The organism is Rathayibacter rubneri (assembly GCF_023743255.1).
Classification (GTDB): Bacteria; Actinomycetota; Actinomycetes; order Actinomycetales; family Microbacteriaceae; genus Rathayibacter; species Rathayibacter rubneri.
The window spans coordinates 16,369-43,032 of record NZ_JAMRYM010000013.1; the positions used below are offsets into that span (position 1 = coordinate 16,369).

Sequence of the window (26,664 nt, forward strand, 5' to 3'; positions counted from 1 at the left end):
CTCCCCGCATGCCCGACTCCACGCTCCTGCACGACGTCCGCCCGTGGGGCGGCGAGGCCCGCGACGTCCTGGTCGACGAGACCGGGATCCTCGCGATCACCCCGGTCGGCGCGCCGGTCGGCGAGGGCGCCACGGTCGTCGACGGCCGCGGCGGAGTGCTCGTCTCCTCCTTCTCGGACGTGCACGTGCACCTCGACTCGACCCGGCTCGGCCTGCCGTTCCGCCCGCGCACCGGCGAGGAGGGCCGCTGGGGCCGCATCATGAACGACCGGGCGCACTGGCGCAGCGCCGAGGCGCCCGTCGCCGAGCGGGCGACCTCGACGCTCGCGACGATGATCGCGAGGGGCGCGACCCGCGTCAGGAGCCATGCGCAGGTCGACGCCGACTCCGGCCTCGAGAAGTTCGAGGGCGTGCTCGCGGCCCGCGAGGCGCACCGCGAGCGCTCGGACGTCGAGATCGTCGTCTTCCCGCAGGTCGGCGTCTTCGTCGAGCCCGGAGTCGTCGAGCTGCTCGACGAGGCGCTGTCGCTGGGCGGCGACCTGCTGGGCGGCATCGACCCGTGCGAGATCGACCGCGACCCCGTCCGACACCTCGACGCGGTGTTCGCCCTCGCCGAGAAGCACGCGGTCGGCCTCGACATCCACCTGCACGAGCGCGGCGCGCTGGGCCTGTTCTCGATGGACCTGATCGCCGAGCGGATCCTCGCGCACGGCCTGCAGGGCCGGGTCTCGATCTCGCACGCCTTCGCCCTCGCCTCGCCCGACCGCGGAGTGGCCGCCGCGATCGAGAGACTCGCGTCGCTCGACGTCGCCCTCACGACCATCGCCCCCGGCCACGGCGCCGAGCTGCCGCTGCTCGATCTGCTGGCCGCCGGCGTCCGCGTCGGACTCGGGATGGACGGCCAGCGCGACTACTGGTCGCCCTGGGGCACCGGCGACATGCTCGAGCGCACCTTCCTGCTCGCGCACGGCCAGGGCTTCGACGACGACGTCGACATCGAGCACGCCCTCACCGTGGCCACCTGGGGCGGCGCCACGGTGATCGACCCGTCGCTCCGGCGCCTCGACGGCGTCGCCGACCGGCCCGGACTCGCCGTGGGCGACCCGTCGGAGCTCGTCGTGCTGCGCGGGGACACGCCGACCGCTGCGGTGATGGACCGGGATCCCGACCGGATCGTGGTGCACCGCGGCGGGGTCGTGGCGTCGGGTGGCGCGCTGGTGTGACGGCGGGAGCGCCGGGTCGGCTCGAGCGTCGGGTCGGCTCGAGCGTCCGGTCAGCTCGGCGTCCGCTCCTCCCCAGGCCGCCCGCGTCCGATCCGTCCCCCGCTCGTCTCGGGGCGGACAGCAGTGTCGGTGGTGTCGTGTTCACTCGAGGACATGAGAGAAGTTCGAGAACAGGAATCGGCCGACGCAGCACTCGACGAGGTGAGGCGGCGCGGTGATCGCGCAGGAGCGCTCGCGCGCTCCGCAGCGCCGGTGCTGCTGGCGGCCGCCGAGGAGCTTCACGCGGGCTACCGGGCGGCGCTCGCGCATCCGGAGTCGTTCGCCCGAGGGCTGTCGCGCACCGCTCCGAGCGACCTGGTCGAGCGGTCGATCCGAGCGGAGTTCGCGGTCGCGCTGGGCGTGTCCGAGCGGGTGGCGTCGCGCGAGCTCGACGAGGCGCGACTGCTGGTCGAGGAGCTGCCGTGCACGCGGGCCGCGCTGGCAGCAGCGCTCCTCCGCTGGGAGGCGGGTCGGCTGATCTGCGCCGTCGCGCAGACACTGCCCCCCTCCTCCCGGGCCGTCTTCGACGAGCGGGCGGCCGAGCTCGCCGTCTCGACGACCCCGACCCAGCTGCGGCGCGCCGTCGCGCGGCTCCGCGAGGAGGTGCACGAGGAGCCCCTCGAGCGGCGCCACGTCCGCGCCCGCGAGGACAGGGCGGTCTGGCTCGCACCCGAGGTCGACGGCATGGCGACCCTGTGCGCGCTCCTCCCGGCACCGGTCGCACTGGGCGCGTTCGCCCGCCTCGATCGCATCGCGCGCACCCTCCGCGACGGCGCCGACGGGAGCGGCGCCGACGGGAGCGGGGCCGAGCACGACGACGCCGGCGCAGACCCAGACGACCGCACGCTCTCGCAGCTGCGGGCCGACGCGTTCGCCGACCTGCTCTGCGACGGCGACGTCTCCAGCACCGCCCCGATCGAGGCTGGGGTCGTCGCCTCGCCCGCCTTCGTGCCGGGGGTGCGCGCCGAGGTGCGCCTCACCGTCGCCGCGAGCACCGCGGCGGGCCTCGACGACGCGCCGGCCGACCTCGACGGCTACGGACCGATCCCCGCCCGTGCGGCACGGGAGCTCCTGGGCACGGCGGCCTCCTTCACGCGGGTCCTGGTCGATCCGGTGTCCGGCGGCGTCGCGTCCGTCGGCCGCACGCACCGGGTCCCGCCCGCGCGGATGCGGCTGCACCTGCAGCTGAGGGATCGGACGTGCCGCTTCCCCGGCTGCACCTGCTCCGCCGCCACCGCCGAGGCCGACCACACGATCGAATGGCGCAACGGCGGCGAGACCTCACTCGACAACCTCGCGTCGCTCTGCATCGCCCACCACCACGTCCGACACGGCGATCGCTGGACCTACGTCCTGCATGCCGACGGCACCGCCGACTGGACCACGCCCACCGGACGGCGCGTGACCACCCGCCCCGCCCCGGTCCCCGGCGCCACTCGCGCGTTCTCGGGCGGAACGAGGTTCGAGGACGCTCCGCCGCCGTTCTGACCGGTCGAGCCCCGCGACGGCGAGGCGCGACGGCGGAAAGAGGCGGCCAGGCGAGGCGAGGTGACGGAGAGGCGCCGAGGTGCGGCCACGCGAGGCGAGGCGAAGGAGAGGCGGCGAGAGGCGGTGGCGGAGAAGCGGCGAGAGGCGGTGGCGGAGAGAGGCGGTGGCAGAGAGGCGGTGAGGTTCCGCGGCAGAGAGACGCGGCGAGACGCGGCGGCGGAATCTATCGGCGAAGAGCAGCAGCGCGACCCGGCAGCGGGGTGCAGGGCTGCAGCGGCGCCGTCGGGAGGAGCGAGTCCTCCGCAGCGGGGTACCGGATCGTTACACGGCAGCTCGAGGACGCTGTTGCGTCACAAGTTTTGTTCACGGTAACATCCGAGCAGAGGACGCGATCACTCGGCGTCCACAGCACATCCTGCACTCACTGCACCTCGGGCCGCTAGGCCCGACCACCACCGGGCCTTCGCGCCCACCCCATCCCGGGCGCTCTTCGGCGCGCCCGCGGTCTCAAGGAGGAGACACATGTCCACGAAGAGGCGTATCGGCCAGTTCCTGGGTTTCGCAGCGGTCGGCGCGATGGCGTTCGGCCTCGCAGGCTGCTCCGGCGGCGACTCGGGCGCGGGAGCCGGCGGCGAGGGCGACCTGACCACCATCGGATTCGTGGCCGTCGGCCCCGAGGGCGCGTGGCGCCAGGCGAACGAGACCAACATCGAGGACACGTTCACCGAGGAGGCCGGCTACGAGCTCAAGTACGCCCCCGCCACCAACGGCGACCAGAAGTCCCAGATCGACTCCTTCACGTCGTTCGTCGACGAGGGCGTCGACATCATCCTGCTGTCGGCCACGGAGGGCTCCGGCTGGGAGGACTCGCTCGAGCGCGCTCAGGAGGCCGAGATCCCGGTCATCCTGATCGACCGCGGCATCGAGCCGGACAACTCCGACCTCTACGTCACCCGCATCGCGCCCGACAACATCGCCGTCAGCACCTCGGTCGCCGACTGGGCCACCACGACGTTCCCCGACGGAGCGAACTACTTCACGCTCGAGGGCCCCGCGGGCGTCTCGGTCGTCAACGAGCGCAACGAGGGCTGGGACGAGGTCATCGGCGCCGACTCGAAGTTCGTGAAGCTCGGCGCACAGACCGCCAACTGGTCGACCGAAGAGGCGAAGAGCGTCTTCGAGACCGTCCTGAAGTCGAACAACAACGACGTCCAGCTCGTCTTCGCCCAGAACGACGAGATGGGCCTCGGCGCCGTCCAGGCCGTCCAGGAGGCCGGCCTCACCCCCGGCACCGACGTCAAGATCGCCACGATCGACGGCACCAAGAACGCGCTGCAGGCCCTGGCCGACGGCGAGCTCAGCTTCGTCGCCGAGTACAACCCGCTGTTCGGTGAGACCGCCCTCGACGCCGTCGAGAAGACGCTGGCCGGCGAGACCGTCGAGTCCTCCATCGTCGTCCCGAGCGAGACCTTCGACTCGCCCGAGGTGGCCGCCGAGGTCCTGCCCGACCGCAAGTTCTAGGTCCCGACCGCAGCCCTAGGGCTCACCCTCCCCTGCGGATGACGCGGGGCCCGGACGATCTCCGGGCCCCGCGTCTCCGTCCCTCGGCGTCACCGCTTCCGGTCCGCCCTGCTCGAGAACGGAAGGACGCGACATGACAGGCTCGCCTCCGATCGTCGAGATGAAGAACATCTCGATCAGCTTCCCCGGTGTCAAAGCGCTCGACGGCGTCGACTTCCGCCTCTTCCCGGGCGAGGTCCACACGCTCATGGGCGAGAACGGCGCCGGCAAGTCCACGCTCATCAAGGCCCTGACCGGCGTCTACCGCATCGACAGCGGCGAGATCCTCGTAGGCGGCTCCCCCAAGCGCCTCAGCGGCACCGCCGACGCGCAGGCGGCCGGCATCTCCACCGTGTACCAGGAGGTGAACCTGGTCACGAACCTCTCCATCGGCGAGAACGTGATGCTCGGCTACGAGGTCCGCGGCCCGTTCGGCATCAACTGGAAGGCCACCCACGCGGCGGCGAAGGTCGCCCTCGGCAAGCTCGGGCTCGACCACCTCAACACGCGCCAGTCGCTCTCCTCGCTCTCGATCGCGATGCAGCAGCTGGTCGCGATCAGCCGCTCGACGGTGAGCGACTCGAAGGTCCTCATCCTCGACGAGCCCACCTCGAGCCTGGACGCGAACGAGGTCGAGAACCTCTTCACCGTCATCCGGCGCCTGCGCGCCGAGGGCGTCGCGATCCTCTTCGTCTCGCACTTCCTCGATCAGGTGTACGCGATCAGCGACCGCCTGACCGTGCTGCGCAACGGCACGTTCATCGGCGAGTACCTCACGCCCGACCTCGACCGCACGTCGCTCATCTCGAAGATGATCGGCAAGGACATCGCGGCACTGCGCTCCCTCGACTCCGAGCGCGAGAACAGCGACCACCTCTACCGCGACGCGCCGCTCTACACGGCCAAGGGGATCGGCCGGAAGGGCTCCATCGAGCCCACCGACCTCACCCTGCACCGTGGAGAGGTCGTCGGATTCGCCGGGCTCCTCGGCTCCGGCCGGACCGAGCTCGCCCGCCTGATCTACGGCGTCGACAAGCCCGAGACGGGCGAGATCACGCTGCACGGCAAGAAGATCGACGTGGCGACGCCCACCGCGGGCCTGGCGCACAAGATCGCCTTCTCGAGTGAGAACCGCCGCGACGAGGGCATCATCCGCGACCTCTCGGTCCGCGAGAACCTGATCCTCGCGGTCCAGGCCAAGCGCGGCTGGGCCCGTCCCCTCTCGAAGAAGGAGAAGGACGAGATCGTCGCCAAGTACCTGGTCGAGCTCAACGTCCGCCCGGCCGACCCCGATCGCCCGATCAGCAAGCTCTCCGGAGGCAACCAGCAGAAGGTCCTCCTGGGCCGCTGGCTCGCCACGCACCCCGAGATCCTCATCCTGGACGAGCCCACCCGCGGCATCGACGTCGGCGCCAAGGCCGAGATCCAGGAGAAGGTCGTCGCGCTCGCCGGCGAGGGCGTCGCCGTGATCTTCATCTCCTCCGAGCTCGACGAGGTGGTCCGCCTGAGCGACCGCATCATCGTGCTCAAGGATCACCGGGTCATCGCCGAGATCCTCAACGGACCCGCGGTGACAGCGGAGTCCATCGTCACTACCATCGCCGCAGAGGGAGTCGTCGACGAGGACGTCGTCGTTCTCGAAGGCGCCACGCAGGAGGCCGCATCATGAGCAGCGACACCCGAGCCGGCAGGACCTCGTTCCTGACCGGTCTCATCCGGAGGCAGTGGTTCTGGGGAGCGGTCGCGATCGTCCTCCTCCTGCTGATCAACGTCGTCAAGGACCCGGGCTACCTCTCCGTCTCGATGAGCCCCACCACCGGCTACCTCGTCGGCAACGTCATCGACATCGCCCGGGCGGCCGCTCCGATCCTGATGATCGCCGTCGGCATGTGCCTGGTCGTCGCGACCGGCGGCATCGACCTCTCGGTCGGCTCGATCATGGTCGTCGCCGGCGCCGTCTCGATGGAGTTCCTGAACGCCCAGGGCGCTCCCGACTCCCTCGGCGCCGCGGCCGCCGCCTTCGGCCTCGCCCTGCTCGTCAGCGCGGTGCTCGGAGCGGTCAACGGCGTGCTCGTCTCGGTGGTCGGCCTCCAGCCCTTCATCAGCACGCTCGTGGTGATGCTCGCCGGCCGCGGTCTCGCCAAGGTGATCACCGGCGGGCAGAACACCGCCGCCACCAACGAGCCGTTCCGCTGGCTCGCCAACGGCTACGTCTTCGGCCTCCCCGTCGTCTTCCTCCTGGCGATCGCCATCGTCGTCGCAGTCGGACTCCTGGTCCGCCGCAGCGCGCTGGGCCTCATGATCGAGGCGATCGGCATGGACGCCAAGGCCGCCCGCCTCGCGGGCATCAACCGCCGCGGCCTCCTCCTCACCGCCTACATCAGCAGCGGCGTTCTGGCCGGAGTGGCGGGCGTCTTCGCCACCGCGAGCGTCATGACCGTCGACACCTCCCGCACCGGGTACCAGCTCGAGCTCGACGCGATCCTCGCGGTCGTCATCGGCGGCACCTCGCTCGCGGGCGGCAAGTTCAACATCGCCGGAGCCGCGGTCGGAGCGATCCTGATCGCGACCCTCGACAAGACCGTGGTCTTCCTCGGCGTCTCCTCCTCCGCGACGCCGGCCTTCAAGGCGATCGTGATCGTCGCTCTCTGCCTCCTGCAGTCCGAGCGCGTCCGCTCCGCCTTCTCCCACCGTCGCGAAGCGCGTCGTCGCGCCCCGCAGAAAGAGGCGATCCCCGCATGAGCGCCCTGCTGACCCGCTCCGCCCCTCCGGCGAGCTCCGAGCGCACGAGCGCCCGGTCGTTCTTCAGCCAGCACCTCGACAAGCTGCCGACCCTCGCGGCGCTCGTCATCTTCGTCGGCATGATCGTCTACGGCGAGGCGGCCTACGGCCGGATCCTCCAGGCGAGCACGCTGTCGAACCTGCTGGTCAACAACGCGCACCTGATCATCCTCGCGGTGGGGCTCACCTTCGTGATCCTGACCGGGGGCATCGACCTCTCGGTCGGCGCCGTGATCGCCTTCAGCAGCGTCAGCGGCGTGCTGCTGATCAACGCCGGCTGGAACCCGTGGATCGTCATGGTCCTGATGATCGTCATCGGCTCCGCGTTCGGCCTGATCTCGGGGATCCTGATCCAGTACTTCGACGTCCAGCCGTTCATCGCGACGCTGGCGATGATGTTCCTCGCCCGGGGGCTCGCGTCGATGCTGAGCACCGTTCCCGAGCGCCTCCCCGAGGACTCGGCGGTGCTCTCGCTCGCCACGCCGATCAAGCTGATCGACGGGCCCAAGGTCAACGACTTCGTCGTCAGCCCCGGCGTGATCATCGCCCTGCTCGTGGTCGCGGGAGCGTTCTTCGTCCTGCACCGCACCCGCCTCGGCCGCACGGTCTACGCGATGGGCGGCTCCGAGCAGTCGGCGGCGCTCATGGGCCTCCCGGTCCTGCGGACCAAGCTCTCGATCTACGTGATCAGCGGCACGCTCGCCGGTCTCGCCGGAGTGGTCTACACGGCCCGTCTCGGCAGCGCCCAGAACATCACCGGCACCGGATGGGAGCTCGACGCGATCGCGGCGACCGTCATCGGCGGCACGCTGCTGACCGGAGGCGTCGGCTTCGTGCTCGGCTCGGTCGTCGGCGCGCTGGTCCTGGGCCTGATGAACGTCCTGATCACCCGCGACGGCGGCATCCCGCCCGAGGCGACCACGATCATCACCGGCGGCATCCTGCTCGTCTTCGTCCTCCTGCAGCGCGCCGTGATGCGGCGCAGCAGGACGTAGCGCGCGGCCTCCTCGGCGACCGCCTCGAACGGCACCCTCGAGCCCCTCACGGGTCCGGGGGTGCCGTTCGGCGTTGCACCACGAGCGTTGCGGATCGAACGGATCGAGGTGCCCGTAGCCCTTCACGTTGACGTCAACATCGTGTTACCGTGAACACGCCGACGCGTGTCGGCCCCCTCCACTCAGCAATGGTGCCGACCTAGGAGCAAGTGCGATGAAGCCCTTCCTGCGACCCCTCGTCATGGCGACAGCCGTGGCCCTGGCGGTCCCCCTACTCTCCTCGCCGCCCGCTCAGGCCGCCGCGAACCCCGAGAACCTCGTCCTGCGGTACCAGCTGAACGAGACCAGCGGCACCGTCGCCGTCGACAGCTCCGGGAAGAACCGCAACGGCGCGATCGTCGGCGGAGCGACCCCCGGCGGCGACGCGGGCCTCCGGCTCGACGGCACCGACGACCACGTGAAGCTCCCCGACGACATCCTCGCGGGGCTGAACTCGATCACCGTCAGCACCGAGGTGCTGGTGCGCCCCGAGCAGACGGGGAACTACTTCGTCTACGGCCTGGGCACCGCGGCGACGAGCAACTCCGGCGCCGGCTACCTCGCCACCCTCGCCGACAACCGGTACCGCACCACGATCACGCCGAGCAACTGGCAGGGCGAGCAGAACGTCGAGACCGCGTCGCCGCTCTCCCGCGGCGTCTGGAAGACCCTCACCTACACGCTCGACGACGCGAGCGACACCGCCCGCCTCTACCTCGACGGCAGCCAGGTCGCCGTGAAGACGGGCGTCACCACGACCCCGGCCTCGATCGGCGGCGGCACCACCACCGCCAACTTCATCGGCCGCTCCAACTACGCCGCCGACCGCACGCTCGCCGGCAGCGTCCGCGACTTCCGCATCTACGACAACGCGCTCACCGCCGCCGAGGTCGCCGCCCTGCAGCCGACCGCCGCCACGAAGGCGACCCGCGATGCCGCCGCGCTGTCGCTCGGCGACCTCTCCGCCGTGCAGTCGAACCTCGCGCTGCCCGCCTCGGGCGTCAACGGCTCCACGATCGTGTGGGCGTCCAGCGCCCCGCAGACGATCTCGACCAGCGGAGTGGTCACCCGGCCCGCCGCGTCCGCCGGCAACGCCACCGTCACCCTGACCGCGACGATCACGAGCGGCTCCGAGTCCCGCACGAAGGCGTTCACCGCCACCGTGCTCTCGCAGGCCGGCGACCAGCAGGTCGTCGACGCGGCCGCCGCCGGCCTCACGATCCCCGACCTCGGCGACGTGCGCGGCAACATCACGATCCCCGCCGCTCCCGCCGGCACCACGATCAGCTGGACGTCCAGCGATCCGGCCGTCGTCTCGACCACCGGAGTCGTCACCCGCCAGTCGACCGACCGCGCCGTGACCCTCCGCGCCACCGTCACGAAGAACGCGGCCACCGCGACCCGCGACCTCGTCGCCACCGTCCGCGCCTCGAAGGAGCTCGGCGCGCTCGAGGGCTACGCGTTCGCGTACTTCACCGGCAACAGCGTCGAGGGCGAGAACATCTTCTTCGCGGCCAGCAAGGGCAACAACGCCCTCGCCTGGGACGAGCTCAACGGCGGGCAGCCGACGCTGACCTCGACGTTCGGCGAGAAGGGCCTGCGCGACCCGTTCCTCCTCCGCTCCCCCGAGGGCGACACCTTCTACCTCATCGCCACCGATCTCTCGATCGGCCGCAACGGCGACTGGGACCGCTCGCAGCGCCAGGGCAGCCGCTACCTCGAGGTGTGGGAGTCGCACGACCTCGTCAACTGGTCCGAGCAGCGCCACGTGCTGGTCTCGCCCGAGACCGCCGGCAACACCTGGGCGCCCGAGGCGCACTGGGACGCGAGCATCGGCGCGTACGTCGTCTACTGGGCCTCGAAGCTCTACGCCGAGAGCGACCCGGGCCACACCGGCAACGTCAGCAACGTCATGATGTACGCCACCACCCGCGACTTCACGACCTTCAGCACCCCGCAGGTCTGGCAGAACACCTCGCGCATCGACTCGACCGTGCTCGAGCAGAACGGCACCTTCCACCGCTTCACGAAGGACGAGGGCGCGAGCGGCACCGGCTGCTCCGACATCATCCAGGAGAAGTCCACGCAGCTCCGCGCGCCGCTCACCGGTTGGACCACCGTCGACAGCTGCATCGGCCGCGACGCCGGCACCGGCGCCGTCGAGGGCCCCACCGCCTTCGCCGCCAACCCCGGCGACGTCAACGGCCGGAAGAACTACCTCTTCGTCGACGAGTACGGCGGACGCGGCTACATCCCGCTGCAGACCGCCGATCTGAACGCGCCGAACTGGCAGGTCGCGGCGGACTACGACCTCCCTGCGAGCCCGCGCCACGGCACGGTCCTCCCGGTGACCGCCACCGAGCTCGCCGCGCTGCGCGCTGCCGAGCCCGCCGGACCGACCCCGGTCACCGCGAACGCGGCCGGCGAGATCCTCCGCTACTCCTTCGACAACGGCGCGGGCACCACGCTCGAGGACGTCTCGGGCAACGACCGCGACGGCACCATCGTCGGCGGAGCGGCCTGGCGGTCCGGCGCCCTCGCGTTCGACGGCACCGACGACTACGTCGACCTCCCCGACGACGTGCTCGCCGGCGTCGAGGACGTCACGGTCGAGGCAGAGGTGAAGATCGATCCCGCCCAGGGCACCCCGTACTTCCTCTACGGTCTCGGCAACTCGTCGAACAACGCCGGCAACGGCTACCTGTTCACCACCGGTGACGCCTACCGCACGAGCATCGCCTCCGGGAACTACACGACCGAGCAGACCGCGAGCTCCGGCTCGAACCTGCCCCGCGGCCAGTGGGCGAAGCTGACCTACACGCTCTCGAACGGCACCGCGACGATCTACCTGAACGGTGCGAAGGTCGCCACGAAGACCGGAGTCACCACGACGCCGGCGGACCTGGGCGGCGGCAGCACCGCAGCCAACTACCTCGGCCGCTCGCTCTACGGCGGCGACAGGCTCTTCACGGGCGAGTACCGCGAGTTCGCGCTCTGGAACCGCGCCCTCACCGAGAGCGAGGTGCTGACCCGCTCGGGGTCGGCCGACCAGATCGCCGGAGTCTCGCTCACCACGCCCGACGTGCTGAAGGTCGCTCCGATCGTCGACTCGACCGCCCGGACCGTCGTCTTCCCCGTGAAGCCCGGCACCGACCGCTCGAAGCTGGCGCCGACGTTCGCCACGGCGACCGGCACGACCTCCTCCCCCGCCTCCGGCACGGTGCGCGACCTGCGGACGCCGGTCACCTACACGCTCACCGCAGCAGGCGGAGCGACGGTGACCTGGACGATGAAGGCGATCGAGATGAAGAGCCCGGTCATCCCCGGTCTCTACGCCGACCCCAACATCGTGGCGTTCGGCGACACCTTCTACATCTACGCGACGACCGACGGCACGCCCGGCTGGGGCGGCAAGGAGTTCTTCGTCTGGTCGTCGAAGAACCTCGTCGACTGGACGCGCTCCGAGAAGCCCTTCCTGACCCTCGACGGAGCGAACGGCAACGTGCCCTGGGCCGTGGGCAACGCCTGGGCGCCGACGATCATCGAGAAGGGCGGGAAGTACTACTTCTACTTCTCGGGCCACAACGCCTCGCTGAACCGCAAGACGATCGGAGTGGCCGTCGCCGACAGCCCCGTCGGTCCCTTCACGGCGCAGCCGACCGCGATGATCACCAACGGCGAGTCCGTGACGTCGGGTCAGGCCATCGACCCGGCCGCGTTCACCGACCCGGCCACCGGCAAGAGCTACCTCTTCTGGGGCAACGGCTCGCCCGTGTACGGCGAGCTCTCGGACGACATGCTCTCGATCAAGGCGGGCACCATCAAGCGGATGAGCGGCCTCACGGACTACCGCGAGGGCAGCTTCGTCAACTACCGCCAGGGGCTCTACCACCTGACCTACTCGATCGACGACACCGGCTCCGAGAACTACAAGGTGGGCTACGCCACCTCGACGAGCGTCGACGGCCCGTGGACCTACCGCGGCGTGATCCTCGAGAAGAACCCGGCGCTGGGGATCCTCGCGACCGGTCACGACTCGATCGTGAACGTCCCCGGCACCGACGACTGGTACATCGCGTACCACCGCTTCGCCATCCCGGGCGGCGACGGCACCCACCGCGAGACCACGATCGACCGCGTCACCTTCGACGCGACGACCGGGCTGATGCAGAAGGTGACGCCGACCCTCGAGAGCGTGCCCGCGCAGACGATCACCGACCCGGCGCCGCTGCGTGCGGCGATCACCGGGGCGGCGACAGTCGGCAGCACGCTGACCGCGACCGCTTCCTCCCCCTGGACCGCCACGGCGTACCAGTGGAAGCGCGGCGGAGTGGACATCGCCGGCGCGACCGCGTCGTCGTACGTCCTCACCGCCACCGACCGCGGCACCGTGGTCTCGGTCGCGGTGACGGCGACGAAGCCCGGATGGTCCCCCGCCACGGCGACCGCGCAGACCGGCGCGGTCAGCGGAACCGCCGGGATCCTCGCACCGACGACCACGACCAGCACCCGCTGCGTGGCGGGGAAGATCGTGGTCACCGTGACCGCGACCAACCCGAACGCCTTCCCGGTGAAGACGACGATCACCACGGCCCACGGCTCCAAGTCCTTCGCCGAGGTCGGCGCCGGGAAGACCGTCACCGCGGCCTTCACCGCTCGCACCGCGAGCATCCCGGCCGGTGAGGCCACCGCCACCTCGACAGCGTTCGTCGCGGGCAAGCCCGCCTCGGCGACCACCACGACCCCCACCTCCGCGGCCAGCTGCGGCTGACCACGGGAACCGACCGACACACAGAACCGCGGCGGCGACGGCGCCGCCGCGGAGAACGGAGAACACCCGCAATGAACACCCGATCGATCCTGATCCGCACCACCGCCGGCCTCGCCGGCGGCCTGCTCCTGCTCGGCACCGCCGGGACCGCGATGGCGGCCGAGCTCGAGTACGGCAACGACGACGTCGACGTCAACGTCGACATCGCCCCGCTGCCCGGTGGAGGCGCGCTCTCGATGACCGTCGCCGGCACCTCCGCCGAACTGGTCGAGAGCGGCTCGACCGCCGTGATCCGCCAGTTCACCGGCACCCTCCCCACCGTCACGGTGACCGACACCCGCGACCCCGCGGACATCCCCGCGACCCCCGGCTGGTACGTCGTCGGAACCGCGTCCGACTTCACCAACGCCGAGGGCGACGTCATCGGCGCCGAGAACCTCGGCTGGCAGCCGAACGTGATCGACGGAGGCGACACCGGACTCGTCGCCGAGGGCGACCGCGTCGACACCGCCATCGACGAGGGCCCGAACAACGTCGGCCTCGTCGACAAGGAGCTGCTGTTCCTCACGAACGAGTCCGCGGAGGTGGCGCCCACCGGCCCGTTCACCGCGAACGCCGATCTGTTCCTCCGCACCGAGCCCACCGTCGAAGCCGGCGAGTACTCCTCCACCCTCACCCTGTCCCTCTTCGAGTGACCCGTGGGAGGCGCGGCCGGGCGTCCGCTCGGCCGCGCCTCCTCTTCCGTCCGTGACATCCTGGGACTCTCATGACCGATCAGCGACGATCCTTCTTCCGCCCGCGCTCCGCGCTCCTGGCTCTCCTCGCGCTGGCCCTCGCCGCACCCGCCCTGGCGGCGGCTCCGCCCGCCTCGGCCGAGACCGCCGGAGACGTCTCGTGGGCCATGCGCCCGGCCTCCGACGGCGCACCGGACAAGCGCTCGTGGATCGAGCTCGAGCTCGATCCGGGCGCCGAGGTGCAGGAGGAGGCCGCGGTCAGCAACCTCAGCACCCAGACGGTGACCTTCCGCATCACCGCGGCCGACGGCTACTTCACCGACACCGGCCGCTTCAGCATGCTCCCGTCGTCCGAGCCCTCCGTCGAGGCGGGCACCTGGATCGACGCCCCCGAGTCCGTCACGGTCGACCCGGGCGCGACGGCCGTGGTCCCCTTCACGGTCACCGTGCCCGAGGACGCCGAGCCGGGCGATCATGCCGCCGGCATCGCCGCCTCGATCACCTCCGTCGGCACCGAGGAGGGCGGCGCCTCCGTGGGCGTCGAGAGCCGCGTCGGCTTCCGCGTGATGACCCGCGTGAGCGGCGAGGTCTCCCCCGGTGTCGCCGTCGAGAACGTGCGCAGCGACTACCGCCTCGACTGGAACCCGCTGCATCCCGGCTCCGTCGCCGTCGACGCCGAGATCGTCAACACCGGCAACGTCCGCCTGCTGCTGGACGGCACGGTCAGCGCCGGCGGCGCCTCCGCCCCGCTCGTGCCCGAGGAGGGCACGCAGCAGGAGCTGCTCCCGGGCGACCGCCGCACGGTCTCGGTCGTGCTCGACGGCGTCTGGCCGCTCTTCGCGGTCGGAGTCGACTTCACCGTCGCCCCCACGGTCGTCACCCCGTCGGAGGAGCTCGTCGAGATCGCCCCGGTCTCGCAGTCGGCGACCGTGACGGCGATCCCCGTGCCGCAGCTGCTCTCGCTGCTCGGGGTGCTGCTGATCCTCGGCGCCCTGTTCGCCGGGCGCCTCCGCTCGCGCCGCCGCATCGAGGAGCTCGTCCGCGAGGCCAAGGAGGAGGGCCTGCGCGAGGGCGCCCTGACCACGAAGGTGTGAGCACCGCTGCTGGACCGCCTCGAAGCGGCTGCTCGACGAGCTCCGAGGGCGGCGTCCGGGGAGGTCGCCGGCCGGCTAGGCGGGGCCGGGAGTGGCGCGTGCCTCCATCACGACGTGCGCGAGGTCGATCGGGACCGCCTGCGGCTGCGTCGTGAGCGGCACCACCAGCCGGTGCCGATGCGTCCCGACCGCGACGGAGACCGTGGCCTCCTCACCGTTCCGGACCACCGACGTGTAGTGCAGACCGGGCACCTCCTCCGCCATGTTGCCCTCGAGGAGGGCGAGGTCGTAGAGCAGGATCCGCCAGTGCCCGTGCACGGACGCGTTCGGGTAGCTCGACCAGCTCGTCTCGCTGACGGGCCGGAGATCCAGGTGCGGACGGAGCGCCCTGTAGAGCTGATCGGCGCTGATGAAGGCCGGAACCTCGACGGATCGTCCCGAGGCGAGGGCGAGCGCGGTCGAGTCGTCGGTGAAGCCGATGCCCTCGACGAGGACGCAGCCCTCGACCTGAGAGTCCTCCAGCCATGTCAGCTCGGCGAGGAGGTCGCCGCGGAACGTCGCACCGCGGGGAAGAAGCGCACCGCGGGGAAGGGCGGGAACGGCTGACATCCCGTGCTCCGATCATCTCGAACGCCGTCTGCACCGGCAGGGGCGATCCGCACCACGGTACGGGTGACGACGCCCGCCCGCCTCCGTCGCGCATCCGTCGGCGCGAGTCGGGGCGCGCTGTCCGTCACCTGTCGGCGGGCTGTTGACCCCTGCGAAAGGGGTCGCCTAGGCTGGCCGGACCGCCAGGGAAAACGCATTCCAGCGCCCTGGTCCATCGATGCCGAGGGATTCAATGCCGAATTCGTTCCTACGTCCGCGCGCGACCTCAACCGGTCCCGCCTCTTCACGGCGGGCGGTGCGCTCCGGCGTCTGCCTCGCCCTCGTCGCCGGCGTCTCGCTCGCCGCGGCGATCCCCGCCTCCGCCGCGCCGCTCACCGCAGTGGCCGGCAACCCCGTCCTCACCGCTCAGCTCGAGGACCTCGACCGCGGAGTCGTGGCGCTCGCCTCGCCCGACGGCGGGGTCTTCGTCAGCTGGCGCCTGCTGGCGACCGAGGTCACCGGCTCCTCCGACAGCGGCATGGTCGGCGCCGACTTCGCCGTCTTCCGCGGGGCGGAGAAGGTCGGAGTCGTCACCGACAGCACCAACCTGCACGACGCCGACGGCGCTCCCGGCGACGAGTACCGCGTCGTGCCGATCGTCGACGGCGAGCCGGGCGAGCCCAGCGCGCCCGCCACCGCGTCGGCCGACGCCTTCGAGACCCTGCCGCTGCAGAAGCCGGCCGACGGAGTCACTCCGGCCGGCGAGGCGTACACCTACAGCGCCAACGACATGAGCGTCGGCGACATGGACGGCGACGGCGACTACGAGTACGTCGTGAAGTGGTACCCGTCGAACGCGAAGGACGTCTCGCAGAAGGGCTACACCGGCAGCACCTACCTCGACACCTACGAGGCCGACGGCACGCTGCTGCACCGCATCGACCTGGGCGTCAACATCCGCTCGGGCGCTCACTACACGCAGTTCACGGTCTCGGACTTCGACGGCGACGGCCGCTCCGAGATCATGACCAAGACCGCGCCCGGCACCCGGGTCCTGCCCGGCGGCGACCCCTCCGAGGCGGAGTCGATCACGCTGCTGCCCGAGGACGTCGCGGCCGGCGTCACCGCCGACGACGACTACCGGATGTCGGCGGCCGACTACCGCGAGCACCTCGTCGGGGTCTTCCAGGGCTGGGGCGAGCGCGAGGAGGTGACGAGCGGGCAGTGGCCCGCGACCCTCGAGGAGGCGTTCGGCACGACTCCGACGCACGAGTACCCGCTCGACCGCGCCGGCGCGGAGGAGCTCGTCGACTACTTCATCGACGTCTACGCGCCCAGCCGCAGCGACCGCAACGACCTGACCACCTTCGAGGGCTTCGTGCTCACCGGCCCCGAGTACCTCACCGTGTTCGACGGCGAGACCGGAGCCGAGCTCGAGACGGCCGCCTACGAGCCGGGTCGCGGGGACGACGGCCTGCTCTGGGGCGACTACGCCATGTCGCGCATCGAGCCGGGCAACCGGGTCGACCGCTTCCTCGCCGGAGTCGCGTCCTTCGACGGCGAGACCCACTCGGCCGTCTTCGCCCGCGGCTACTACACGCGCGCCGTCGTCGTCGCCTACGACTGGGACGGCCGCGAGCTGACCCAGCGCTGGAAGGCCGACAGCGGACACGTGCCGATGACGAACCCCTTCAACGACGGCCCGCACGGCCGCGAGGGCACGAGCGAGGAGTGGGGCCGCCTGACCACGCAGGGCTTCCACTCGCTCAGCGCGGCCGACGTCGACGGCGACGGGCGTCAGGAGATCGTCTACGGCTCCGCCACCCTCGACGACGACGGGAGCCTGCTCTACAGCTCCTACGACACCCTGCCCGAGGGCAGCGCCGACCCGGGTGTCGAGGCGAAGCTCGGCCACGGCGACGCGATGCACGTCACCGACATCGACCCCGCGAACCCCGGTCTCGAGATCTTCACGGTGCACGAGGGCGGCGCCTATGCCCCCTACGGCTACGCGATGCGCGACGCGGCCACCGGCGAGCTGCTCTTCGGCGGCTACACCGGCAAGGACACCGGTCGCGGCATGATCGGCGACATCGACCCGGCCCTCCCGGGTCAGGAGGTCTGGGCGGTCGGCGAGTTCTCGAGCAGCGGCGAGCCGCTCTCGGACACGCAGCCGGGCACCAACCAGAGCATCCGCTGGGCGGCCGACATGACCACCCAGATCGTCGCGAGCACGACGATGCAGGACGCCACTCCGGTCACCCCGACGATCGTCACGGGCGACGGCGAGGTGCTGCTCTCGGCCGACGGCACCGTCACGAGCAACGGCACCAAGGGCAACCCGTCTCTGGTCGCTGATGTGCTCGGCGACTGGCGCGAGGAGCTGCTGCTGCCGACCGCCGACTCGAGCGCGATCCGCATCTACTCGAGCACCGAGGTCACCGACCGCAAGCTGACCACGCTCATGCACGACCCGCAGTACCGGGTCGAGGTCGCCCGCCAGAACACGGCCTACAACCAGCCGTCGTACACCTCGTACGGCCTGGCGAGCGACATCGACTGGTCCACCGTGCCGGTGCTCGCGCAGCCGGGGACCCCGGGACCGACGCCGGAGCCGACGACCGAGCCGACTCCCGGACCGACCGCGGAGCCGACTCCCGGACCGACCGCGGAGCCGACCCCCGAGCCGACCGCGGAGCCGACTCCCGAGCCGACCGCGACCGCGCCGTCCCCGCAGCCGACGCACACCGCGCCCGGCGCCTCGGGCGGCTCGCACAGCGGCTCGAACACGAGTTCGGGCACCGGCCTGGCGTCGACCGGCGTCGACCTGTCGCTCCTCCCCGCCGGAGTGCTCGCGCTCCTGCTCGGCGGCGCGGCCCTGCTGATCGGCTCCCGCCGCCGCCGCTCGAGCACGGACTGATCCCGTGCCCCAGATCGGCATCCGCGACGTCGCCGCCCGCGCCGGCGTCTCGGTGACCACCGCCTCGTACGCGCTGAACCGCCCCGAACGGGTCTCCAGCGCGGCGATGGCGGCGGTCGCCGACGCGGTCGCCGAGCTGGGGTACATCCCGAACGTGGCGGCGCGGCAGCTGCGGGCGGGCAAGAGCATGGCGGTCGGCATGGCCGTCGTGAACCTGGGCAACCCGTTCTACGCCGAGCTCGCGCTCGGGGCGGAGCACGGCGCCGAGGAGGCGGGCTACTCCCTCGTCCTCGGCGCCACCCAGGACTCGGCCGCGCGCGAGCTGCGCTACCTCGACCTCTTCGCCCGCCAGCGGGTCGACGGCGTGCTGCTCGCTCCGATCTCCTCCTCGCTCGACCACCTCGACGTGTTCGCGCAGAGGGGGGTGCCGGTCGTGCTGGTCGACCAGGTCGACCCGCGCGGCAGGCTGCTGTCGGTCGCGCTCGACGACGTCCTGGGCGGCCGGACGGCGGCCGAGCACCTGCTCGCGAGCGGGTGCCGACGCCTCCTGTTCCTCGGCGGGACCTTCCGGATCCCTCAGGTGCGCGACCGCTTCGAGGGGTTCGTCGAGGCGGTCCGGTTCTCGAGCGCCGCGTTCTCCTCGATCGAGACGGTGTCGATGGGCCCCGGGCTCGGCCGCGAGTTGGGCGAGCGGATCCTGGCGATGCCCGCCGACGAGCGGCCCGACGGGATCTTCGCCGCCAACGACGAGCTCGCGCTGGGCGTCATGCAGAGCCTGGTCCGCGGCGGAGTCTCGATCCCGGGCGAGATCGCGATCGTCGGGTACGACGACATCCCGTTCGCCGACGCGGCCGTCGTGCCGTTGACGTCGGTGCGCCAGCCCACGCACCGCATGGGCGAGTGCGCGGCGCAGCTGCTCATCGCGGCGATCCGCGGCGACGCGGACGTGCGGTCGGCGGGCTTCGAGCCCGAGCTGATCGTGCGCGCGTCGACGCGCGCGGTGCGGTGACGCAGAACGGCGTCACCGCCACCCCTCCGCGCGGGTGCGCCGACCTGCCAGGATTCCCGAGTGCCCTCCCCCACCGCGAACACCGCCCGTGACGACTCCGTGACGACCACTGCGACACTCCCTCCGCTCACCCCCGGACCGCACGTGCGCCGGCTGCGCACCGTGGCGTTCATCGCCACCCTCGGCGGGCTGCTCTTCGGCTACGACACCGGCGTCATCAACGGCGCGCTTCAGCCCATGTCCGAGGAGCTCGGGCTCACCGCGCTGACCGAGGGGGTCGTCACGAGCGCGCTGCTCTTCGCGGCCGCCGTCGGCGCGGTCAGCGGCGGCCGGCTCGCCGACGCCTGGGGCCGGCGGCGCACCATGCAGGTGCTCGGCGCGCTGTTCCTCGTCGGTGCGCTGCTCTGCGTCCTCGCTCCGAGCGTCGGAGTGATGGTCGTCGGACGCGCGGTGCTCGGCCTCGCCGTGGGCGGCGCCTCCGCCGTGGTGCCCGTGTTCCTCGCCGAGGTGGCACCCGCCGAGATCCGCGGCTCGCTCGCCGGTCGCAACGAGCTGATGATCGTGATCGGCCAGCTCGCGGCGTTCCTGGCCAACGCCGTCATCGGCACGGTCTGGGGCGACGTGCCCGGCGTCTGGCGCATCATGCTCAGCGTCGCGGCGCTGCCCGCGCTGGCGCTGCTCATCGGCATGCTGCGCGTTCCGGAGTCGCCGCGCTGGCTGATCTCGAAGGGGCGCGACGACGAGGCCGTCGCCGTGCTCGAGACCATCCGCGGCGGCGACCGCGCCCGCGCCGAGGCCGCCGACATCCGGCGCGCCGTCTCGGACGGCGAGCCCCGCGGCTCCCTCCTGACAGCCCTGCGCGAGGGCTGGGGCCTGCGGATCCTGCTGGTCGGCATCGGCATCGGCGTGGCCCAGCAGCTGACCGGGATCAACTCGATCATGTATTACGGCCAGTCGGTGCTGCGCGAGGCGGGCTTCGACCACGACAGCGCCCTCGTCGCGAACATCGCCCCCGGAGTGATCGCCGTCATCGGCGGCCTGATCGGACTGCGCCTGATGCAGACGATGAACCGGCGCACGACGCTCCTGCTCGGCTACTCGCTGACGACCGTGATGCACGTGCTGATCGGCATCGCCTCGATCGCCCTGCCCGTCGGGAATCCCGCCCGTCCGTTCGTGATCCTCGTGCTCGTGGTCGCGTTCGTCGGCAGCATGCAGACGTTCCTCAACATCGTGACCTGGGTGATGCTGTCCGAGATCTTCCCCCAGCGCATCCGCGGTGCGGCGATCGGCATCGCGATCTTCTGCCACTGGATCGCCAACGCGCTGCTGGGGCTCTTCTTCCCCACCCTGGTCGAGGGCGTCGGCATCACCGGCACGTTCTTCCTCTTCGGCGGAGTCGGAGTGCTCGCGCTCGTGTTCATCGCGACGCAGGTTCCCGAGACGCGCGGGCGCACCCTCGAGGAGCTCGACGCGGGTGTCCGCAGCGGGCGGGTCTTCGCGCGCCGGTGAGCGCGCGGCGCTGATCCTCGGTCGGACGAGGCGGCAGGACGCGGCGAGGTGGCAGGATGCGACGATGCGCCTCCTCGTCCCCGTCGACCGTCCGTGGGAGATCGTGGGCGGCGGCGAGGACGGCGGACGCCTGGTCGACGCGTCCGTCGCGTTCGACGGCGTCGTGCTGCGGACCCTCGAGCGCACCGGCACCCGCCTGGTGGCCGGCGTCGTGCACGGCGCCCGGACGGATCGGGTGAGCATCGCGGCCCTGGCCGTCGAGGGGCTGCTGCTCGGGACGACCGTGTTCGCCGGATCTCGAGCCGAGAACCGCGCGGCTCTGGAGGCGGTCCTGTCCCGGGCCGCCGCGCTGGCCGCGACCGGAGGCGACTGGGAGCCGCTCGAGGTCGACGGCACGACGTTCGCGCTGTCGGCGATCCGCGTCGACGCCGGCTTCGCCGGGTCGGCCGACCTCGGGCCGTGCGTGCTCGCGGCGTGGAGCGCGGACGCCGCGGTGCAGCTGCCTCCGCTGACGCTGGTCGACGCCCCGGAGTAGCGCGGGCGCCGCCCCACAGGCAGGCGGCCTGCCCGCCGACACGCCGACCGAGTGGTCGCGGAACGGGCGCCGGAGTGCCCGCGGAGCCCTGTTCGCGTCGACTCGCGCCGGTGGGGAGCAGCGAGTGGTCGCGGAACGGGCTCGCGGAGCCGGGCAGGCCCCGTCTCGCGGCGACTCGACTCCGTGCACGCGGTGAGGGATCTCGATACGCCCGCTGCGCGGGCTACTCGATCAGCAGAAGGAGCAGTTCGCGACCCGCCGCCCGATCAGCAGAAGGTGCGTCCCCGTACCTGCTGGTCGAGTAGCGCGCAGCGCGTATCGGGACCCGCCTCCCCCGGAGCCCGGAGGGGTCCCCGCTACTGGTACGTGATCAGATCCGGCAGCGGCGAGACCTCCGCCATCGTCTCGGCCGGGGTGAGCATCGGCAGGTCCTCGTCGTAGAAGTTCTTCCAGCCCCAGGCGAAGTCCTCGGGAGCGTCGCGGTGCAGCGCGTTCCAGGTGGCCTGCTTGTCGGGCTGCGCCCCCTGGCCGTCGACGTGCACGAGGAACTCGAGCTCGGGGCGGTCGCGGCGGATGCTCGAGCGGTCCTGCAGCATCGACGAGCGGAACTGGTGCAGCACGAGCATCTTCGGCGGGAGCCCCGCGTCGCGGACCAGGTCGGCGAGCCACGTCGTGACGCTGTCGACCTCGGCGGCCGAGACGCGGCCGATCTGCACGAGCGGCACCTCGTCGGGGGCGAGCCGCCACTCCGGATCCAGGGCGAGGCCCACGTTCGGCAACCGCAGGAGCTCCTCGTAGGCGCGGGCCTGCGTCAGGAAGTCGGAGCGGCCCGGCTGCAGGTCGAGCACGACGTACATGCCGGCGGCCGCCGCCGCGTCGATGTAGGGGCGGATGCCGTCGGCCGGCAGCTCGTTGGAGTAGTCGCCGTCGCCGCCCGCGCTTCCCGCCGCGACCGTCGTGATGATCTCGAGGCTCGGCACGACCTGCAGCGGAGTGAGCGCGCGGTACGGCTCGGCGACCGTCGCGGCGCGCTCGATGGTCGCCTCCAGGCCCTGCTCGCCGAGGACCCCGAGCACCGGGGCGCCCGGCGTGCCGTAGATCGCCACGAACAGGTGCCCGCCGAACAGGCGCTGCCCGCCGCCCGGCAGCTGCCAGCCGGTCGCGGCCGCCCGGAGGGACCACTCCGGAGCGGTCTGCGCGGCGAGCCCGGCACCGAGCAGCAGGGTCGCCGTCGGGGCGGCCTCGGCGACGGCCGTGACCGCGGCTCCCGAAGAGAGGAGGTCGGCGCCGTCCACGAGCGTCACCGGCACCCCGGCGGCGCGGGCCGTCGCGAGCGCGGACACGTCGCCGTCGACCGGCTGCGCGAGCGCGAGGACGCCGGTGAGCGGCTCCGCTCGCTCGGGCACGGCGCCGAAGGGCGGCTCGGCCGGCGAGCCGGGGGCGATCGCGGCGAGGTCGGCGATCGAGAGAGCCGACACCGCGACTCCGGTGGCCTCGGCGATCGCCTCGGGCGTCGCCTCCGTCTGCACGGTCTCGACGTCGGCCCCCACGGCCACCGGGCCCACGGCGACGACGCGCGAGGCGCCGAGGCGCTCGAGCTCCGCGTCGAGCGGACCGGGCGCCGACGTGGGCGAGGGAGTGCCGGCCCCGGCCGGCGCCACCAGCAGCGGCACGCCCCACGTGATCGCGAGCTGCGCGGCGAGGATCACCGATGCCGGCGCCTCCTCGACGACCACCACCAGCGGAGCGCTCGTGAACAGCGCGGCGCTGGTCGCGGCGGAGTCCGCGGCGAGCACGACGGGCCCGGTCGGCGCGGCGGTCGCCGTCCGAGGTCGCTGAGCGGTGTCGGACGGCTGCCGCTCGCCGCCGTCGGCGCCGGGGGTGCAGGCGCTCAGCAGCGGCAGGACCGGCAGCGCGGTCAGACCGAGCACGATCCCGCGCCGCGACAGCGCGCCTCTCGTGCGGGTGCGACGGGCGTCGGATGACATGGCGGTTCCCTCCGGGCCGAGCCGGGCGGCTCGTCAGCGCTCACCTCTACTCTCGCAGGAGGGTGCGGCAGAGCTGCGCAGGCGCGGACCGGACGGCGCCGGGTCGCGCCTAGACCGTGCGCGGCGCCTTCGCGAGGTTCGCCTCGAGCTCCGCGCTCGACTGGCGAACGCCGTACGCGGGGCGGTCGCGCTCGACGCGCCACGACTCCGACAGCGGAGTGACGGTCACGGTGTCGAAGCCGAGCCGGTCGTAGAGGTCGGTCACGAAGTGCAGCGCCTCGGGGTAGTCGCTCGACGCGACGAGCGCCCGGCGCTGCGGGTTCCCGGCGGGGAAGCCGTCGGTCGTGATGTCGGCGGCCATGATGTGGTTGAAGGCCTTCACGATCTTCGACTCCGGCAGGTGCGCCTGCGCCATCTCGGCCGTGGTGGTCTCGCCGCGGTCGAGTGCCTCGATGCGCCCGTCGCGCTCGAAGTAGTAGTTGTTCGTGTCGAGCACGATCTTGCCCGCGAGCGGCGCGACCGGCACCTGGTCGAGGTTCTTCAACGGCACCGTCACGACGGCGATGTCCGCGGCCTCGGCGGCCTCCTGCGCGGTCGCGGCGCGCGCCTTCGGGCCGAGTTCCGCGATGAGGTCCGCGAGGGTCTCGGGTCCGCGGGAGTTCGCGATCACCACGTCGTCGCCCTGGCCGATGACCGCGCGAGCGATCTGGCTGCCGATGTTGCCTGCTCCGATGATTCCGTAAGTCGTCATACGGGCTTCAACCACGGCCGCGCGGAGGTGTTCCCGATCCCGGGAATCTTCCACCCGGCACCCAGGGTCAGCGCGAGCGCGCCTCCGCCGACAGCCGCACGGCCAGCGCCGCGAATACCAGGCAGCCCAGCGCCGGCACGACGAGCGGAGCGAGCTGCCACGCCGACACGACGGTCATCAGCAGCCCGCCGGCCAGGAGAGCGGAGCCGCGCACGTCCCGCACCGAGCGCCGCGCCGCCGCGCGCACGAGCGCACCCCAGCGCGCGTCCGGCTCCCAGTCGGTGGCGGCGACCAGCACCACGACCGCGATCGCGGCGAGCAGCGCGGTGCAGACCACCGCGACCGCGACTCCGCCGGGCAGCGCGCCCGACGAGATCAGCACGAGGTCGGCACCGAGCACCAGCGCGGCCAGCGCGACACCGGCCCCCACCGGCAGCACGCGGACGAACCCGGCCCGCACATCGGCCCCCACCAGCGCGAGCCCCGTCGCCTCGGCCAGCACGAAGCGGCGGAGGTGGCGGATGCCCACGGCCAGTGCGAGCGGGATCGTGACGATCCCCAGCGAGACGACCGCGACGATCAGCCCCGTGAACAGGACCTCCGCGAGGAGGGCGAAGCGGTCGGCGGCGCCGGGCCAGCGCAGCCCGCTCCCGTCGGCGGCCGCGCGCCGGGCCGAGGCCGTCGCGCGCGAGCGCCGCTTCGACTCCCCTCGCTGGAGCGTCATGTCAGCCCTTCAGACCCTGCGTCGCGACCCCGTCCACGAGGAAGCGCTGGAAGATGATGAAGAAGATCAGCACCGGGAGCAGCGCCAGCACCGAGACGGCGATCGTCGCTCCGTAGTCCGACGCCGAGGTCTGGTCGTTGTAGACGCGCAGCGCCAGGGGCAGCGGCTGCTTGTCGGGGGTGTTCAGGTAGAGCAGCGGACCGAGGAAGTCGTTCCAGCTCCAGATGAACGCGAAGATCGACGACGTGATCAGCGCGGGGCGGATCAGCGGGATCGTGATCGAGCCGAAGATCCGGACGTGGCCGGCCCCGTCGATCCGCGCGGCCTCGTCGAGCTCGCGGGGCAGGTTGCGGATGAACTGCACCATCAGGAAGACGAAGAACGCCTCCGTCGCCAGGAACTTGCCGATCAGCAGCGGCCAGTAGGTGTCCATCATGCCGAGCGTGCGGAAGATCGTGTACTGCGGGATCAGCAGCACGTGCATCGGCAGCAGCAGCGTGCCGATCATCAGCGCGAAGTAGAGCGGGCGGCCGCGGAAGTCGAGCCGCGCGAAGGCGTAGGCCGCCATCGACGACGAGATCACGACTCCGATGACCGACCCGACCGCGAGGATCGTGGAGTTGAGGAAGAACTGCCAGAGCGGCACTCCGCCCACTCCCGCGAAGACCTTCACGAAGTTGTCGATCGTGGGGTTCTGCGGCAGGAGCGAGGTCTGACCGCCGAACTCGCTGTTCGGCTTGAACGCCGCGGCGCCCATCCAGACCAGCGGGTAGAGGACGATCGCCGTCAGGGCGATCATCGCGACGATCCAGACGATCGTCGCCGGCTTCGGGCGCTTGCGGGCGGGACGCCTGCGCGGCGCCGGCTCGGTCAGCACCTGGGTGTCGGCCGAGGGCAGGGTGGTGTCGAAGGTGGTCATCGCGTGTCTCCCGAGTAGTGCACCCAGCTCTTCTGAGTCTTGAAGAGGACGAAGGCGAGGATCCCGACGAACAGCAGGAGGACCCAGGCCATCGCGGACGCGTAGCCCATCTGGTTGTTCGTGAACGCACGGGTATAGAGGTACACCGTGTAGAAGTTGGTCGCTCCGGCGGGGCCGCCGGTGCCGTTGCCGATGATGTACGCCGAGGCGAAGACCTGGAACGCGTTGATCATCTCGAGCAGCAGGTTGAAGAAGATGACCGGCGAGAGCATCGGCAGGGTGACGCTCTTGAACTTGCGCCAGGGTCCGGCGCCGTCCATCATCGCCGCCTCGTAGAGCTCGGCCGGGACCTGCTTGAGACCGGCCAGGAAGATGACCATCGGGGCGCCGAACTGCCACACCGCGAGGATGATCATCATCGGCAGGATGAGGGCCGGCACGCCGACCCAGCCGCCGAAGTCCATCCCGAAGACCTGCAGACCGGAGTCGACGGGGCCGTCGGTCGAGAACATCGCACGCCAGACGATGGCGATGCTGACGCTCGCGCCGATCAGCGACGGAGCGTAGAAGGCCGAGCGGAAGAACCCGGTGCCCTTGGCGGAGTAGTTGAGCAGCATCGCGACGAGCAGCGCCGCCGCGAGCTTGACCGGCGTGCCGATGAAGACGTACGCGAGGGTCAGCTGCACCGACTGCAGGAACTTCGGGTCGCCGATCAGGCGCTCGAAGTTCGCGAGGCCGACCCACTCAGGGGCCGTGAAGAGGTTGTAGTCGGTGAAGGCGAAGTAGAGGGACATCAGCATCGGGCCGAGCGTGAGCCCGACGAAGCCGATGAGCCAGGGGGACAGGAAGGCGTATCCGGCCAGGGTGTCCCGCTTCGGGCGGCGCCGCGGCCCGTCACCGGCCGGACGAGGAGTGCTCGTCCGGCCGGCGGTGGGCGCGACGCGACCGGCTGCGGCGGTGCCGCTCGGGGTCGACGTCGTCGTCATGAGAGATG

General features: G+C 71.7%; 19 protein-coding genes. 13 read left to right on the forward strand and 6 right to left on the reverse strand.

The annotated features are described in order from the left end of the window. Positions 1–8 precede the first annotated feature (8 nt). The 9 genes from NB037_RS05400 to NB037_RS05440 all read left to right on the forward strand — a co-directional run bounded on the left by NB037_RS05400 (position 9) and on the right by NB037_RS05440 (position 14,724). Positions 9–1,223 (forward strand): amidohydrolase family protein, encoded by a 1,215-nt coding sequence (locus tag NB037_RS05400; protein ID WP_251944273.1) that lies wholly within the window; start codon positions 9–11, stop codon positions 1,221–1,223. A 153-nt stretch (positions 1,224–1,376) separates the two neighbouring features. Next, positions 1,377–2,750 carry an HNH endonuclease signature motif containing protein gene (locus NB037_RS05405; RefSeq protein ID WP_251944274.1) on the forward strand — a complete coding sequence of 458 codons (1,374 nt, stop codon included), beginning with the start codon at positions 1,377–1,379 and terminating at the stop codon, positions 2,748–2,750. 522 nt (positions 2,751–3,272) lie between these two features. Beyond that, positions 3,273–4,271 carry an ABC transporter substrate-binding protein gene (locus tag NB037_RS05410; protein WP_251944275.1) on the forward strand — a complete coding sequence of 333 codons (999 nt, stop codon included), beginning with the start codon at positions 3,273–3,275 and terminating at the stop codon, positions 4,269–4,271. Between the two features lie 133 nt (positions 4,272–4,404). Continuing rightward, complete coding sequence (locus tag NB037_RS05415; protein WP_251944276.1) at positions 4,405–5,979, forward strand: sugar ABC transporter ATP-binding protein; 1,575 nt, start codon at positions 4,405–4,407, stop codon at positions 5,977–5,979. Continuing rightward, a complete protein-coding gene (locus tag NB037_RS05420) occupies positions 5,976–7,052 on the forward strand; it encodes an ABC transporter permease (protein WP_251944277.1) in 1,077 nt (358 codons plus the stop codon). Before NB037_RS05415 ends, NB037_RS05420 begins: the two co-directional genes overlap by 4 nt. Beyond that, a complete protein-coding gene (locus NB037_RS05425; protein WP_251944278.1) occupies positions 7,049–8,086 on the forward strand; it encodes an ABC transporter permease subunit in 1,038 nt (345 codons plus the stop codon). Before NB037_RS05420 ends, NB037_RS05425 begins: the two co-directional genes overlap by 4 nt. Positions 8,087–8,300: 214 nt before the next feature. Beyond that, positions 8,301–12,896, forward strand: coding sequence for a family 43 glycosylhydrolase (locus NB037_RS05430; protein ID WP_251944279.1), 4,596 nt, complete (start codon positions 8,301–8,303; stop codon positions 12,894–12,896). A 71-nt stretch (positions 12,897–12,967) separates the two neighbouring features. Beyond that, entirely contained in the window at positions 12,968–13,591 is a 624-nt protein-coding gene (locus tag NB037_RS05435) for a hypothetical protein (RefSeq protein WP_251944280.1), read from the forward strand. A 71-nt stretch (positions 13,592–13,662) separates the two neighbouring features. Further along, entirely contained in the window at positions 13,663–14,724 is a 1,062-nt protein-coding gene (locus tag NB037_RS05440; protein WP_251944281.1) for a WxL protein peptidoglycan domain-containing protein, read from the forward strand. 75 nt (positions 14,725–14,799) lie between these two features. On the opposite strand, the gene NB037_RS05445 is transcribed toward NB037_RS05440, so the two are convergent. Further along, a complete protein-coding gene (locus NB037_RS05445; protein ID WP_251944282.1) occupies positions 14,800–15,333 on the reverse strand; it encodes a hypothetical protein in 534 nt (177 codons plus the stop codon). A gap of 232 nt (positions 15,334–15,565) precedes the next feature. Here NB037_RS05445 and NB037_RS05450 point away from each other — a divergent pair, with 232 nt between their 5' ends. The 4 genes from NB037_RS05450 (at position 15,566) to NB037_RS05465 (ending at position 21,288) form a co-directional block, all read left to right on the forward strand. After that, entirely contained in the window at positions 15,566–18,232 is a 2,667-nt protein-coding gene (locus NB037_RS05450) for a rhamnogalacturonan lyase (RefSeq protein ID WP_251944283.1), read from the forward strand. Positions 18,233–18,236: 4 nt separating this feature from the next. After that, positions 18,237–19,241, forward strand: coding sequence for a LacI family DNA-binding transcriptional regulator (locus tag NB037_RS05455; protein WP_251944284.1), 1,005 nt, complete (start codon positions 18,237–18,239; stop codon positions 19,239–19,241). 60 nt (positions 19,242–19,301) lie between these two features. After that, positions 19,302–20,753 carry a sugar porter family MFS transporter gene (locus NB037_RS05460; protein WP_251944285.1) on the forward strand — a complete coding sequence of 484 codons (1,452 nt, stop codon included), beginning with the start codon at positions 19,302–19,304 and terminating at the stop codon, positions 20,751–20,753. A 64-nt stretch (positions 20,754–20,817) separates the two neighbouring features. Beyond that, complete coding sequence (locus NB037_RS05465; protein WP_251944286.1) at positions 20,818–21,288, forward strand: hypothetical protein; 471 nt, start codon at positions 20,818–20,820, stop codon at positions 21,286–21,288. A 356-nt stretch (positions 21,289–21,644) separates the two neighbouring features. On the opposite strand, the gene NB037_RS05470 is transcribed toward NB037_RS05465, so the two are convergent. From NB037_RS05470 to NB037_RS05490, 5 genes are all read right to left on the reverse strand, one after another. Continuing rightward, positions 21,645–23,276 carry a hypothetical protein gene (locus tag NB037_RS05470; RefSeq protein WP_251944287.1) on the reverse strand — a complete coding sequence of 544 codons (1,632 nt, stop codon included), beginning with the start codon at positions 23,274–23,276 and terminating at the stop codon, positions 21,645–21,647. 109 nt (positions 23,277–23,385) lie between these two features. Then, entirely contained in the window at positions 23,386–24,081 is a 696-nt protein-coding gene (locus NB037_RS05475) for an NADPH-dependent F420 reductase (protein WP_308202052.1), read from the reverse strand. A 13-nt stretch (positions 24,082–24,094) separates the two neighbouring features. Beyond that, on the reverse strand, positions 24,095–24,751 hold the full coding sequence (locus NB037_RS05480; protein WP_251944289.1) for a hypothetical protein: 657 nt from the start codon (positions 24,749–24,751) through the stop codon (positions 24,095–24,097). A 1-nt stretch (position 24,752) separates the two neighbouring features. Beyond that, complete coding sequence (locus tag NB037_RS05485) at positions 24,753–25,670, reverse strand: carbohydrate ABC transporter permease (RefSeq protein WP_207405637.1); 918 nt, start codon at positions 25,668–25,670, stop codon at positions 24,753–24,755. Continuing rightward, positions 25,667–26,656 (reverse strand): carbohydrate ABC transporter permease, encoded by a 990-nt coding sequence (locus NB037_RS05490; RefSeq protein WP_251944290.1) that lies wholly within the window; start codon positions 26,654–26,656, stop codon positions 25,667–25,669. Before NB037_RS05490 ends, NB037_RS05485 begins: the two co-directional genes overlap by 4 nt. Positions 26,657–26,664: the final 8 nt, after the last annotated feature.